12 protein-coding genes are annotated in these 14,166 nt (G+C 42.7%); 9 read left to right on the top strand and 3 right to left on the bottom strand.

Translation table 11 applies throughout. The annotated features are described in order from the left end of the window. Positions 1–10: 10 nt before the first annotated feature. The 3 genes from ispE (at position 11) to ID165_RS25205 (ending at position 1,451) form a co-directional block, all read left to right on the top strand. Complete coding sequence (gene ispE, locus ID165_RS25215) at positions 11–820, top strand: 4-(cytidine 5'-diphospho)-2-C-methyl-D-erythritol kinase (protein WP_192348149.1); 810 nt, start codon at positions 11–13, stop codon at positions 818–820. Positions 821–889: 69 nt separating this feature from the next. After that, positions 890–1,132: a CopG family transcriptional regulator gene (locus ID165_RS25210; protein WP_192348148.1), complete on the top strand. Its 243-nt coding sequence runs from the start codon at positions 890–892 to the stop codon at positions 1,130–1,132. After that, positions 1,119–1,451: a type II toxin-antitoxin system PemK/MazF family toxin gene (locus ID165_RS25205; RefSeq protein ID WP_192348147.1), complete on the top strand. Its 333-nt coding sequence runs from the start codon at positions 1,119–1,121 to the stop codon at positions 1,449–1,451. The genes ID165_RS25210 and ID165_RS25205 overlap by 14 nt, the downstream gene beginning before the upstream one ends. Before the next feature lie 7 nt (positions 1,452–1,458). On the opposite strand, the gene ID165_RS25200 is transcribed toward ID165_RS25205, so the two are convergent. From ID165_RS25200 to tgt, 3 genes are all read right to left on the bottom strand, one after another. Continuing rightward, positions 1,459–2,367: a DMT family transporter gene (locus tag ID165_RS25200; protein WP_192348146.1), complete on the bottom strand. Its 909-nt coding sequence runs from the start codon at positions 2,365–2,367 to the stop codon at positions 1,459–1,461. After that, the gene (locus ID165_RS25195) at positions 2,368–3,441 is read right to left on the bottom strand and encodes an LptF/LptG family permease (protein WP_192348145.1); all 1,074 of its coding nucleotides are present in this window, start codon (positions 3,439–3,441) and stop codon (positions 2,368–2,370) included. A gap of 113 nt (positions 3,442–3,554) precedes the next feature. Next, positions 3,555–4,685 (bottom strand): tRNA guanosine(34) transglycosylase Tgt, encoded by a 1,131-nt coding sequence (gene tgt, locus ID165_RS25190; protein WP_192348144.1) that lies wholly within the window; start codon positions 4,683–4,685, stop codon positions 3,555–3,557. 7 nt (positions 4,686–4,692) lie between these two features. Between tgt and ID165_RS25185 the strand changes: the two genes are divergently transcribed. The 6 genes from ID165_RS25185 (at position 4,693) to trxA (ending at position 14,124) form a co-directional block, all read left to right on the top strand. After that, complete coding sequence (locus tag ID165_RS25185) at positions 4,693–5,943, top strand: glycosyltransferase (protein WP_370539719.1); 1,251 nt, start codon at positions 4,693–4,695, stop codon at positions 5,941–5,943. Then, the gene (locus tag ID165_RS25180; RefSeq protein WP_057939687.1) at positions 5,934–6,545 is read left to right on the top strand and encodes an RNA polymerase sigma factor; all 612 of its coding nucleotides are present in this window, start codon (positions 5,934–5,936) and stop codon (positions 6,543–6,545) included. The genes ID165_RS25185 and ID165_RS25180 overlap by 10 nt, the downstream gene beginning before the upstream one ends. Further along, positions 6,545–7,189 (top strand): 16S rRNA (guanine(527)-N(7))-methyltransferase RsmG, encoded by a 645-nt coding sequence (rsmG, locus tag ID165_RS25175; RefSeq protein ID WP_192348143.1) that lies wholly within the window; start codon positions 6,545–6,547, stop codon positions 7,187–7,189. The genes ID165_RS25180 and rsmG overlap by 1 nt, the downstream gene beginning before the upstream one ends. 388 nt (positions 7,190–7,577) lie before the next feature. Then, complete coding sequence (locus tag ID165_RS25170) at positions 7,578–8,747, top strand: ATP-binding protein (protein ID WP_192348142.1); 1,170 nt, start codon at positions 7,578–7,580, stop codon at positions 8,745–8,747. A 281-nt stretch (positions 8,748–9,028) separates the two neighbouring features. Next, complete coding sequence (gene dnaE, locus ID165_RS25165; RefSeq protein WP_192348141.1) at positions 9,029–13,315, top strand: DNA polymerase III subunit alpha; 4,287 nt, start codon at positions 9,029–9,031, stop codon at positions 13,313–13,315. 488 nt (positions 13,316–13,803) lie between these two features. Beyond that, complete coding sequence (trxA, locus tag ID165_RS25160) at positions 13,804–14,124, top strand: thioredoxin (RefSeq protein WP_192348140.1); 321 nt, start codon at positions 13,804–13,806, stop codon at positions 14,122–14,124. The last annotated feature ends 42 nt before the right edge of the window (positions 14,125–14,166 follow it).

The following is a 14,166-nucleotide window of genomic DNA, read 5'->3' as shown; positions in this document are numbered from 1 at the left end:
TTCAAATTCAATGATTTCATTTCCAAACGCTAAGATCAACCTAGGCTTACATATCACTGCAAAACGAAAAGACGGTTACCATAATATTGAGAGCTGTATGATCCCGATCCCACTTACCGATGCCTTAGAAATGATCACTGACAGCAAAAAAACAATTTTTACAGCTAGTGGCTTCGATATCCCGGGAGATTCGAAGGACAATCTCATTCTCAGAGCTTATCAGCTGCTGAAGAAAGATTTTCCAAACTTGCCTCATGTATGCATCCATTTGCATAAAAACATCCCAATGGGAGCCGGGCTTGGCGGTGGATCAGCAGATGCGGCATTTGCATTAAAGTTGATGAATAATCTCTTTGACCTGATCTTAGATGATTTCTTGCTGGAAGAATATGCGGCCCAACTTGGAAGTGATTGTGCTTTTTTTGTAGAAAACACTCCTAAAATTGCCAGAGGAAGAGGCGAGCTACTGGAACCCGTGGAATTAGACCTTTCCGGAACCCATTTGGTTTTGGTCAATCCCGGAATTCATATAGGTACCAAAGAAGCTTATGCGGGAGTCACTCCTGCTCCCCCCAAAATAAAACTTGAAGAGGTTTTAAAAGATAAAAGCAGATGGCAGAGCGATCTTGTAAATGACTTCGAAGCCAGTATATTCCCCAACCACCCCGAGATCGCTGCCATAAAAAGTAAACTCTATGAAAACGGGGCTTATTATGCTGCCATGTCAGGTTCCGGTTCTTCGGTTTTTGGGCTTTTTGAGGAGAAGCCTACTTCACTTGAATGGGAAGACAGCTATTTTAAGTTTGAAGAAATATTATAAAACACTGAAAGTAAGCTTGCTACTTATTTTATTGTATTTTATATTTGTAAAATATAAATACAAAATACAATGGCGACTTACACTAGTACCCTACCCGATGACCTCCTTCGGAGGCTTGCAGATTATGCCAAAAAGCTTTCTCTTCCAAAAAACAAATTGGTAGAAAATGCCCTCAATCTCTATCTCGACCATCTCAAGAGAGCTGAATATGTCAAATCATATAAGCAGGCGGCTCAAGACGATGACATTCTCATGGTGGCAGAAGAAGAAATGGACAATTACCTAAAGCAGATTGAAGATGAAGCAAGGTGAGATCTGGATGTCCGATCTCAATCCCGTGATGGGATCCGAGCAGGCCGGCAGAAGACCGGTTGTTATTCTGAGCGGAAATCTGATGAATAAATTCCTGCAGGTGGTGATTACCGCTCCTTTGACTTCCAAGGTCAAAAACTATCAGGGAAACCCAATCCTAGCACCATCTCTAAAGAATGGTTTGAGGCTGAAATCTGAGTTGATGGTTTTTCACATCCGATCCATTTCTAAGAATAGGCTGATCGAAAAAATAGGAGAAATTTCAAATGAGGAGTTAAAAATGGCATTGGCGACTCTTAAGGATATTACAATGCTCTAGATTTTTATCATCCCAGTGGACGTACAGGTTTCCTCCTTCTGTTCAAGTAATTCAAAACGGGATAGCTCAACACCGACATCAAAATGATCCCAGTACCCAAGTAAAACTGCGGAGTCATTTTTTCGCTTTCTCCAAAAATCAACACTGCCAACACAATCCCATACACAGGTTCCATATTTACTGTCAGGTTAATGGAAAAGACCGACAATCTCTTCATCAACTCCACCGACACAGAAAAAGCATACACCGTGCAAATCCCACCAAGAACAAGGAGCCAAAACCAATCGTAGCCGCCCCATGCCAAATTCAATCCTTCCCCTGTCAGGAAACCGGAATAAATAGGCATAAATAATACAGTAAATAAGCATGCCCCAGCCATCTCATAAAACGTAATCTGATAGGGGTTATGCTTATGGGTAATCTTGCTATTCAAAACAGAAAAAACCGCACCACAAAATGCTGAAGCCAAAGCCATGCCCAATCCCAACCAATAGCCTGATTCAAAGCTGAAAATCACCAGCAAGCCTGAAATCGCCATCAGGCCAAGCCCTACTTCATACCATTTGACTTTGGTACTATTGAACAATGGCTCCACAAATGCTGTCCACAGCGAGATCGTCGCCATCCCCGCCAAACAAACGGAAGCAGTGGAAACTCTGGCTGACCAGAAAAAGAGAATCCAGTGCATAGCAATCACAAACCCTACCCCCATGACTTTAATCATGTCCGGAAAAGGCAGGAGCAGATTTCTCTTTTTCAACAAGAATAACACTGCCACTCCCACAGCCGCAATCAAGGTTCTATAAAAAACCAATTCTATTGCCGGTAAACTGATCAGCAATCCCAGAATAGCCGTAAATCCCCAAATGAGTACAATCAAATGGAGCATTAGGTAATCCTTAATCGTAGCGTTCATTTAGCGTGGGACTGTTTTATAGAGCAAAAGGCCGGTTGCAGCAAAAATGATATTGGGCAGCCAGACTGCAAAAATCGGGTATGAGGTGCCGTTTTCAGCAAAGGTTCTGGACAAAATAAATAAGATGATGTAAACAAATGCGAGCAAAAAGCCCATAGCAATTTGGAAACCCGAACCTCCACGGGTTTTTCTTGCCGACATGATCACCCCAATAAAAGTCAGAATTATTGCAGCAAAAGGTGACATAAATCTCACATAACGTTCAATTTTATAAAACTCGACATTATCTGCTCCACGCTCTTCCAATATCTTAATCTGCCTCCCCAAGTCAGGAAGCTTCAAAGTCTCATGGTGCTTCTCGGGCAAATCAAAATCTTCCGGCCGAATAGAAAGCGTAGTATCAAGATCCTCTCCTACCGTATAGACTTCTCCCCGTTCGTTTAGTTCCCGCAGTCTCCACTTGCGAAGAGTCCAAACCCGCTTGGCGGTATCCCATTCTATTCGGTCCGAAGAGAGCTTGGCCAGCAATTCTCCATCTTTAATAGTCTCCAAAGTGAAATGATACCCTGTATTTGCAGTGTTATAAAACCGGCTTATGTAGGCGTAAGAATCCGCTCCTACTTTGATATGAAGATTAGACTCGGAGGAAGTTTTCTCTTTGTCCAAATAGGTCATTCGGAATTTTGTTACTCCCGCAGTAGCGCCGGGAAGAACCCATCCGTTCAATAAAAAGCTAGCGCCGCCTATCATGGCTGCGGCAAAAAGGAAAGGCCTTAGCATTCTCATAAAACTTACTCCACTGCTCAGTATAGCTATGATCTCCGTCCTTCCTGCCATTTTGGAAGTGATAAAAATAACCGAAATAAACACAGTAATAGGAGTTAAAAGATTGTTCAAATACAAGCCATAATTAGCCATGTATTTAAAAATCTCACCGGAAGGCACTTCATTCCTAATGTAAGTGTCATTCTTTTCCGTAAAATCCAAAACCAAAACTACCAGAACCAGCATGACCACTACAAAAAAGTAGGTCTTGAGAAAATCCTTGATTATCAGTTTGTCCAGTAGTTTCATGTGTTTATATTTTGTCTTTCAAAGGCCACATGGAATCTCACACGGTTTATAATCATCCCAATGTGTGACTTTTGAGTCATGTCTGCCTGACGGTAGGCAGACTCGATTTCATATCACAGTCTTGTACTCACTTTTTTCACCATTTGATCTTTCCAAACGGCAAAATCACCGGCAAGGATATGTTCCCTAGCCTGGCCCACAAGCCAAAGGTAAAAACTCAGATTATGAATACTCGCAATTTGCGCAGCCAAAATCTCCTTACTGATCGTCAAATGCCTCAAATATGCTTTGGTGTAAAAAGTACTAACATAGCCTCCTATTGCCGGATCAATCCCGGTAAAATCATCCTTCCACTTTTCGTTACGAATATTAATGAACCCCTCAGAAGTGAATAGCATGCCATTTCTGGCATTTCTCGTAGGCATCACGCAATCAAACATATCCACACCTAAGGCAATGCATTCCAAAATATTGGCAGGCGTGCCCACACCCATCAAATACCTGGGCTTATCCTGTGGCAAAATATCAGTGACCAACTCCGTCATCTCATACATCATTTCGGCCGGCTCTCCCACTGAAAGTCCGCCGATGGCATTACCTTGCCGGTTAGTCGAAGCGATGAATTCGGCACTTTGCTTACGCAGATCCTTATACACAGATCCCTGTACAATAGGGAAAAGCATCTGGTTGTATCCATACCTCCCTTCAGTTGCATCAAAACGTTCAATGCAACGAGTCAGCCAGCGATGGGTCATTTCCATGGAATTCCTCGCATAGCCATACTCACATGGATAGGGGGTACACTCATCAAAGGCCATAATGATATCCGCTCCTATTGTCCGCTGGATATCCATGACATTTTCCGGTGTGAAATGATGCTTGGAACCATCTATGTGGGACTTGAACATCACACCATCTTCCTTGATTTTACGGGTGCCTGAAAGTGAAAAGACCTGATAGCCTCCACTATCGGTCAAGATTGGTTTCTCCCATCCATTGAATTTATGGAGTCCGCCGGCTTTTTCAAGCACATCAAGACCGGGACGTAAATACAAATGATAGGTGTTCCCAAGTATAATTTGAGCCTTGATATCCTGATCCAATTCCCGCTGATGAACAGCCTTCACAGAACCCGCAGTACCCACAGGCATAAAAATAGGAGTTTGGATATCACCATGATCGGTTTTCACTACACCTGCTCTGGCTTTACTTTTGGAATCTTGATGGGCTAAGGTAAACTTCATGTCGCTAATGGGTTGCTGGAGAGACATTCTACACATTGTCTCAATCAGCCTACAAAAATATACGCTTATTCTTAAATGGTTTGCTGAATTTGATTTTATATTTGCCGAGCAAAAGCGACCTATGGGCCTATTTTTACTTTGGTTTTTCTTCGGTATCGGAATACTTATACAAGCAGTTTACCTCTTGTTTATTTTTGGGAAGACAGCCTTTTATGCCTACAATCCCCCCCCATCTACATCCAAAAATGAAGCAGGCGTAACTGTGGTAATCTGTGCGCACAATGAATTTTCCAATCTCAAGACACTCATCCCTAAGCTTTTCGAACAAGACTATCCACTCTTCGATGTCATGATCGTCAATGACCGGTCTTCAGACAGAACCAATCGACTATTGGAGAACATGATGGAGAGTTACCCCAAACTTCGGTCCGTCACGATCAAGTATACCCCCCAGCATGTCACAGCCAAGAAGTATGCACTAACGCTTGGCATAAAAGTATGCAAGCATGACATCATTCTCTTGACTGATGCAGATTGCATGCCCGAGACCAACCAGTGGATTAGAAAAATGACAGCTCCGGTGAGAAATCAGGGTAAAACTTTTGCCGTTGGATTTTCAGGATATAAACAAAAACCCGGGTTCTTGAATAACTGGATTCAATTCGAAACTTTGCTTACGGCACTTTATTACATTTCTTTTGGGCTATGGAATAAGCCCTTTATGGGGATTGGAAGGAATCTATGCTATCGTAGGGATTTCTTCTTGAATGTAAAAGCGTTCAAAGGAATTTGGCATATTGAAGGAGGCGATGATGACCTTTTTCTAAACCAGTATGTGAGCGGTAGAAATACCGCAATAGTTTTGGACCCGGAAGCGAACACGATTTCCAAACCAAAAGAAACGCATAAAGAGTATCTTGTTCAGAAAAAAAGACATCTGCATGTGGGGAAATACTATCGTGGAGTAGACAAGCGGAAAATTGGATTATACTCCTTTTCCCATGCATTATTCTGGCTTGGAGGAATAGGATTACTTATTTATACCGGTTTAGCCCACAGCTGGGAACATTTTTCCATAGTTTTCGGTATTATCCTACTGAGGTCTATTCTTATAACGCTTACTTTCAAAGCGGCGGAGAAAAAGATCCAAGGAACTAAACCACCGAAAAACATCTGGATGCTGGATTTCTTGTATTTAGGTTATTTTTGGATTTTAGGGACTATATCCCATCAGGCAAAAGACATCCAATGGAAATAAACGAACGCGGTTTTTCTAAAAAAGCACTCGAGGATTTTGAGTTAATTGATCAGGCTGTACAACAGAAAGATCAGCAGGCGTATGCCTCTTTGATGAAGCGCTATAAAAAGGCCGTTTACTACATGATCTTAAAAATGATCCGGGATGCGGATGATGCTGAAGATCTTACGATGGAGGCTTTCGCCAAAGCTTTTAAAAACCTCCATCGATTTAAGAAGGATTATACCTTTTCTACCTGGCTGTTCCGCATAGCTACCAACAATACTATTGATTTCATCCGAAAGAAGAAGCTCAAAACCATGAGTCTGAATACAACCATGTCTGATGATGGAGGAAACTCAGTCACCATTGACGTGGAAGATGATGACAATAATCCACAGGATGAGTTCATCCGCACGCAACGGATCGAGATGGTGAGGATTTTCGTGGACAAGCTACCTGCTAAATACAGAAAACTGGTACAGCTACGCTATTTTGACGAGCTTTCTTACGAGGAAATTGCACAAGAACTTGAAAAACCGTTGGGAACTGTGAAGGCACAACTCCACCGATCCAGGGAATTACTTTACGAAATTGCCGCCGGCAAACAAAAACACATTTGATGAACTCTGGTACCCAGCTTATCCATTCCTATTTCCCTAACCTTTCTGAAGCTCAGCTTGCACAATTCGACAAGCTTCAAGAGCTATACGAGGATTGGAACTCCAAAATCAATGTGATCAGCCGCAAGGACATGGAGCATTTCTATGTGCATCATGTGCTGCATTCTTTGGGAATAGTGAAAGTAATGCCATTTGAGCCCAGGTCGAAAATATTGGATATCGGTACGGGTGGTGGTTTCCCCGGGATTCCGTTGGCGATTATGTTTCCCGAGACACATTTCCATTTGGTGGATTCTATTGGGAAAAAGATCACAGTGGTGAAGGATGTGGTGAAGCAGTTGAAACTTTCCAACGTGGAAGCCCAGCAAGCAAGAGCTGAGCAGCTAATTCGCAAATACGACTTTGTGATCAGTAGGGCTGTGACCCGTATGGCTAATTTTTATCCATGGGTGAAAAACAAAATCCGTAAAGAAGACATCAATGAGTATCCCAATGGCATCCTTTATCTCAAAGGCGGTGAAGTCGATGAAGAAATGGAGGAATTGGGCAAGTCCTATGTCGTTTACCATCTCGAAGACTACTTCAAAGAAGAGTTTTTTGAAACCAAAAAGGTGATTTATATGCCTTGGGAGGATAAGAGATAAATTCCTGTACCTCTTGAGATACACAAAACCTCTCAATTTGTACCTTAGAAGATACAATAAATTAAAATATATGCATCTTCGAAAGTACAATGCAGCAACTCATTCGTAGATATCAAAACTTACTTCCGGGAATTCAATTGGATTTCGAGAGAACTCTTTCGGCTAAAGTCAACTTCAAAATGCGGACATGAATGTCACACACCCTTCGAAAGGCGACTTTATGGTTAGCAGCGAAATCCTTTTAGAAATAGGCGGTAAGAATAAAACCCCATTTCACTAGCTAAACTGTACAAATTTGAAATCAAGTCTGTACAATTTCAAAATGAAACATGTACAATTTCAAAATACAACTTGTGCAATTTCAAAATTAGACGTTAATTTGTAGCAAATGAACGTTATTAATCGACGGATATACAGCGCAGTACGGGAATATCAAAATAAATACCCCATACTTGCAATCACCGGCCCACGACAGTCAGGAAAGACAACGCTTTTACGTACCCTCTTCCCTGACTATCGCTATGTCAGTCTCGAAAATCCAGACAACCGGGACTTTGCTCTGAAAGACCCGAATGGATTTCTCAACGAATATGATGATCAGGTTGTTTTTGACGAAGTGCAACAGGCTCCGGCAATTTTTTCCTACCTGCAGACCATCGTGGATAACAGATCTGACAAAATGGGAGGTTTTATTCTTTCCGGTTCGCAAAATTTTCACCTGATGGAGCGAATCACTCAAAGTCTGGCGGGAAGAGTGGCTATATTTAAGCTTTTACCTCTAGATATCAAAGAGTTAGAAGCATCGGACTTATTAGCAGACGACCCTTTTAGTCAATTGATTCATGGGTTTTATCCAGCTATGTATGATCGAAAGATTTCGTCCAGTGTATTCTACCCGAATTATGTCCAGACATACGTTAACCGCGATATCACTGAACTAATGGTCGTAAAGGACCTGAGGCAGTTTCAAAACTTCTTGGGGCTATGCGCCACTCGGGCAGGTCAACTATTAAATCTAAGTGCCTTAGCAAACGAAGCGGGGATCACCCAGCCCACAGCCAAATCCTGGCTCTCTGCCCTGGAATCCAGTTACATCACATTTCAATTGTATCCCTTTCATAAGAATTTCAGCAAACGGGTGGTAAAGACACCCAAACTCTATTTTTACGACACTGGGCTATTGTGCCACTTACTCAAGATCACCAAGAGAGAAACGTTACTTACCCACCCCGTCAAAGGGGCGTTATTTGAAAATATGATAGTAGCAGAATTCTTCAAGCAAATGCATCATAGTTATCAAAATCAAAGTCCATGGTTTTGGAGGGACAACCATGGCAATGAAGTAGATCTACTGCTAGATCAAGGGCTTAGCCTGGACATTTATGAAATCAAAGCCAGCAAGACAGTCCTAACAGAAAACTTCAAAAGCTTGGCGAAGTTCGAATCGATTTCTACCATTCCTATATACTCAAAAGGACTGGTGAATGCTGGAAGTCTGAACCAAAAAAGATCTTATGGAAACGTGATTTCATGGAAAGATTTTCCGGAATTCTCCTAATCTTCATTTTCACCTGAAAACCAATCTACCTCCTCAGAGATTAAAAGTCCCAACGTGATACCCATGACTTGTAATTCAAGCTAGGTGCCAGGAAGGCAGTGGTGAAAAGGCTCGCCAAGTCCAGCTTTTAGAGATAGCAAGAAAATCGTGATTAAGCTGTGCCTTCTGTGTACACAGTGGTTAAATTCGACTCGGATAAAAATTCCCCGACAATTACCCCCACTCCACTTGTCTCCTTTCAGAGATTAGCCCTAATTTGAAGTCTCAATTCCCCAAGCTGTATGTATTTAATTTTTGACACCGAAACCACAGGTCTTCCCCGCGATTACAATGCCCCCATGTCCGATGTGGACAACTGGCCAAGGCTAGTCCAACTCGCATGGCAACTGCACGATGCTAAAGGGAATCTGATTTCGAATCACAACTACATCATCAAGCCCGAAGGCTTTACCATTCCCTACAATGCGGAGAAAGTGCACGGGATTTCGACCAAGCGTGCTTTAGCCGAAGGCCATGACCTGAAGCAAATCCTTGGAATCTTTGAAGGAGATGTGAAGCAAGCCAACTATTTGGTGGGACACAATGTCGAGTTTGATGTCAATGTAGTAGGCTCGGAATATTACCGGGCGGAAGCTACTATGCCGCTGACGGCAAAACAGCTGGACACAAAAGATATCTCTACGGAGTTTTGCGCACTACCTGGCGGTCGGGGCGGCAAATTCAAATGGCCTACACTAACGGAGTTGCACCAAAAACTTTTTGGCAAAGGCTTTGGTGACGCCCACGATGCGGCTTATGATGTGGATGCTACAGCCCGCTGTTTCTTTGGATTGATCGCCCAAGGAGTACAAGCACCCGAGGCTGGAATTACAATCCCTGAAGTAATCTACGAAGCTCCAAAGCTGGAGGAAGCTAATTTTGCGCAAGCAAAAGATGCTCAAAAAGCCGCCGCAAAAGATGTACTGAAACAGGCAGGTAAAGCGGATATCTCTGATCTTACTGACATTCCATTTACACACCTGCATGTCCACAGCCAATATTCGGTACTTCAGGCTACTTGTGAGATCCCTGCGATGGTAGCTCGGGCAAAAGAGCTCGGAATGCCTGCAATTGCGATGACGGATCATGGTAATATGATGGGCGCTTTTCACTTTGTGAAAGAAGCTATCGGTAAGGACATCAAACCTATTTTGGGGTGCGAATTCAATCTATGTAGAGACCGAAAAAATAAATCCAACAAAGACGATGGCTACCAAACCGTCTTAATAGCAAAAAATAAAGCGGGGTACCACAACTTGGCGAAATTGGCTTCCTACGCCAATATTGAGGGATTTTATTATTTACCGAGAATAGATAAAGAGGTCTTGGTTCAATACAAAGGAGACCTAATCGCTACGACCGGCGGACTTTGGGGAGAGATACCATTCTTGATTTTGAATGTGGGAGAGACTCAAGCTGAGGAAGCTTTTGTGTGGTGGAAAGAGCAGTTTGGAGAGGATTTCTATGTAGAGCTAAACAGACATGGAGTTCCGGAAGAAGAAAAGGTAAATGAGGTACTCTTGGAGTTTGCCAGAAAATATGATGTGAAATATTTCGCCGCAAACAATGCCTATTATGCTGATAAGCCAGATGCAAAAGCACATGATGTACTCCTATGTGTGAAAGACGGGGAACTCTACGACAAACCGAAAAAGTACATTGGCAAGCGGGGACGTGAGTTCCGCTACGGCTTCCCAAATGATGAGTTTTACATCAAGACTCCGGATGAGATGAAAAAACTCTTCGCGGATCTGCCGGAAGCGATCGAGTGTACCAATGAGATCACTGAGAAAATCGAGACCTATAAACTTGCCCGGGAAGTGCTTCTTCCTGCATTTGAAATACCTGAAGAATTCAAACATGCAGAAGATGATGTGGATGGGGGAAAACGTGGGGAAAATGCCTTCTTAAGACACTTGACTTACGAAGGGGCAAAAAAGCGCTATAAGGAGATCACTCCCGAAATCGAAGAACGTTTAGACTTTGAGCTCGCCACTATCCAAAATACCGGATACCCCGGTTACTTCTTGATTGTACAGGATTTCATTGCGGAAGCAAGGAAAATGGGAGTTTCGGTTGGCCCGGGACGGGGATCCGCAGCAGGATCTGCCGTGGCCTATTGCACGGGTATCACCAACATTGATCCAATCGAATACAATCTCCTTTTTGAGAGATTCCTTAACCCGGATAGAGTTTCACTACCCGATATTGATATTGACTTTGACGATGAAGGCCGTCAAAGCGTGATTGATTATGTAATCAAAAAGTACGGTTCTAATCAGGTAGCCCAGATCATTACTTACGGTACGATGGCTGCAAAATCAGCCATCCGGGATACAGCAAGGGTATTGAATCTTCCACTTGCAGAAGCAGGGCGATTGGCCAATTTAGTACCTGATATTAAATTGAAAGCACTTTTTGGCTTGGCCGGCAATAGAGCTGCACTTTCGGACAAACTGAAAGGTCAGGGCGAAATGATTGCAAAAGCTGATGAATTGATCCGAATCTCGAAAGGCCAGGACGAATCAGCCAAAACCATCAATCAAGCCACAATGCTGGAAGGATCTGTGCGAAATCTTGGTATCCACGCCTGTGGAGTGATCATCACTCCTTCTGACATTACCAATTTTGTCCCGGTAGCCTTGGCCAAGGATTCAGACATGGTTTGTACGCAGTTTGACAACTCTGTGGTAGAATCAGCAGGTCTGCTTAAAATGGACTTTTTGGGTCTGAAAACGCTGACTCTTATAAAAACCGCAATCCGGATTGTAAAGGAAAGGCATGGTATCGAGCTAAACGCAGATCATTTCCCTATTGATGATGTGAAGACTTATGAGCTTTTCCAGCGAGGTGAGACAGTAGGTATCTTCCAATATGAATCTGCCGGGATGCAGAAATACATGCGCGAACTGAAGCCTACGGTTTTTGCGGATTTGATTGCAATGAATGCTCTTTACCGACCGGGACCGTTGGCATATATACCTTCCTTCATTAAGCGTAAGCATGGGACTGAAACCATCGAATACGATCTGGAAGACATGAAGGAATACTTGGAGGAAACCTACGGAATTACGGTTTACCAAGAGCAAGTGATGCTTTTGTCGCAAAAACTCGCCGGTTTCACCAAAGGTGAGGCGGATGTATTGCGTAAGGCAATGGGTAAAAAGCAGAAAGATGTACTGGATAAGATGAAGCCAAAGTTCGTAGAGCAGGCTTCTGCCAAAGGCCATGATGCCAAGAAATTGGCGAAGATCTGGACTGATTGGGAAGCATTTGCTTCTTATGCCTTTAATAAATCCCACTCCACCTGCTATGCGTGGATTGCCTATCAGACGGCCTATTTGAAAGCCCATTACCCGGCTGAATACCTTGCTTCGGTGCTGAGTAATAACATGAATGACATCACTCAGGTGACATTTTTCATGGAGGAATGTAAGCGGGCAGGAATCCCCGTATTGGGACCGGATGTAAACGAATCCAAAAATGGATTCACAGTAAATGCTGCGGGAGAAATCCGGTTTGGAATGGCCGCGATCAAAGGAGCCGGCTCAGCAGCCGTGGACGCAATCATCGTGGAGCGTGAAAAAAACGGACCTTATAAAAATATTTTCGATTTTGCGAAGCGCGTAAGTTCCAAAGCCCTGAACAAGAAAACCATGGAAGCTCTCGCGATGGCAGGAGGTTTTGATTGCTTTCCTCAACATCACAGAAGGCAATATTTGGAATCTGCGGATGGGGATTTGAATTTGATCGAGAAGGCAACCAAGTACGCCCAGAAAGTACAGCAAGAAGAAGAAAGCAATCAGGTGAGTCTTTTTGGTGGGGGAGCAGGTAGTATGGAAGTTCCTCTTCCTACCATTGCTCCGATGGAACCTTTCACCCAACTGCAACAATTAAATATTGAAAAGGAAGTAGTCGGGCTTTACATATCGGGGCACCCACTTGACCAGTTTAGATTGGAAATCGAATCGTTTACCAATGCTTCTTTGCCTGATCTGAATGACTTGGAAAGCTTAAAAAGCCGAAGTGATATCAAACTGGCAGGTTCAGTCTCCAGTTTTGCCCATAGAACTACCAAAAACGGAAAGCCATTCGGAACACTTACGGTGGAAGATTATCAAGGGGCATTTACCTTCTTTCTGTTTGGAGATGATTACGTGAAGTTCAAAGAGTATTTTATGCCCGGTTGGTTTTTATTCATCAGTGGATCGGTAGCAGGCAAGCGCTGGGCAGAAAATGAACTGGAATTTAAAATCGGCAACATCACGCTTCTAGACGAGATTCGTGGCAAAATGGTAAAAGGTCTTCGGGTTAATATTGACTTGGATGATTTAACACTTGATTTGATGGAGAAACTGCAGGCAATCACAGAGAAGTATAAGGGAGATGCCAAGCTGTATTTTGATGTAGTGGATCGTAAGGAAAATATCGCTTTAGAGCTTTTCTCTAAAAGATTCTCAATTGATCCTAGTGCAGAAATGATAAAGGAACTGAAGGAAATACCTGAGGTGGCTTACCGGGTGGTTTAGGAGAATTCTCGGCTTAAGTTCTACTTTCTTAAGAGAATACATAGTTTCATGAATAGTATCAAGTAGTTAGGGCATGCTGAAAAACGCCAATAATAGATCAAAAGCTATCATATTGAATGATTAATCCATTTTTGCTGAGAACGGTTTTTCAGCAAGTGCAAGCTTATTGACCATAATAGGTCTTTATCCATGCATCAGAAAATCCCAAAATCGGGATTTTCAAGCTAGCCCTAGTTAGTAGCTAGATGTAAGGCAGAGAATATTTTGAGTCTTGGCACTTATTCCTAATACTCTTCTATATCACTTGGTATTCATCTACTAAGGACCGCCGTCAAGAATGATAGTATTGTGTACAATATATAAGCTAGTTTCTATCGTTTTCCTCAATGCCCCATAGGCAAAAAAAATAAATCCTTCGGAACTTATTAATACGCTATTGGCTTTTGCACATATATTTGAAATCTCAGAAATTAAAAACCAAACATACAATGGCAAAAGCAATAGAAATTACTGACGCAAACTTTGAAGAAATTATCAAATCCGAACAACCAATCCTAGTGGATTTCTGGGCAGAATGGTGTGGTCCTTGTAAAATGATCGGTCCCGTAGTGGAAGAATTGGCTGGAGATTACGATGGCAAAGCAGTGGTAGGTAAAGTAGATGTGGATGCAAATCCAGCTGTAGCTCAGGCTTTCGGTATCAGATCTATCCCAACACTTCTTTTCTTCAAGGGTGGTGAAATCGTGGACAAGCAGGTTGGGGCAGTTCCAAAATCTGTTTTGTCACAAAAATTAGATGCGCAACTTTAAGAGTTGACTATATTGCATACAGAGCCGCAAGGAATTCCTTGC

It is taken from the genome of Algoriphagus sp. Y33, from assembly GCF_014838715.1.
Lineage (GTDB): Bacteria > Bacteroidota > Bacteroidia > Cytophagales > Cyclobacteriaceae > Algoriphagus.
This window is presented reverse-complemented; position numbering and strand designations above follow the sequence as displayed.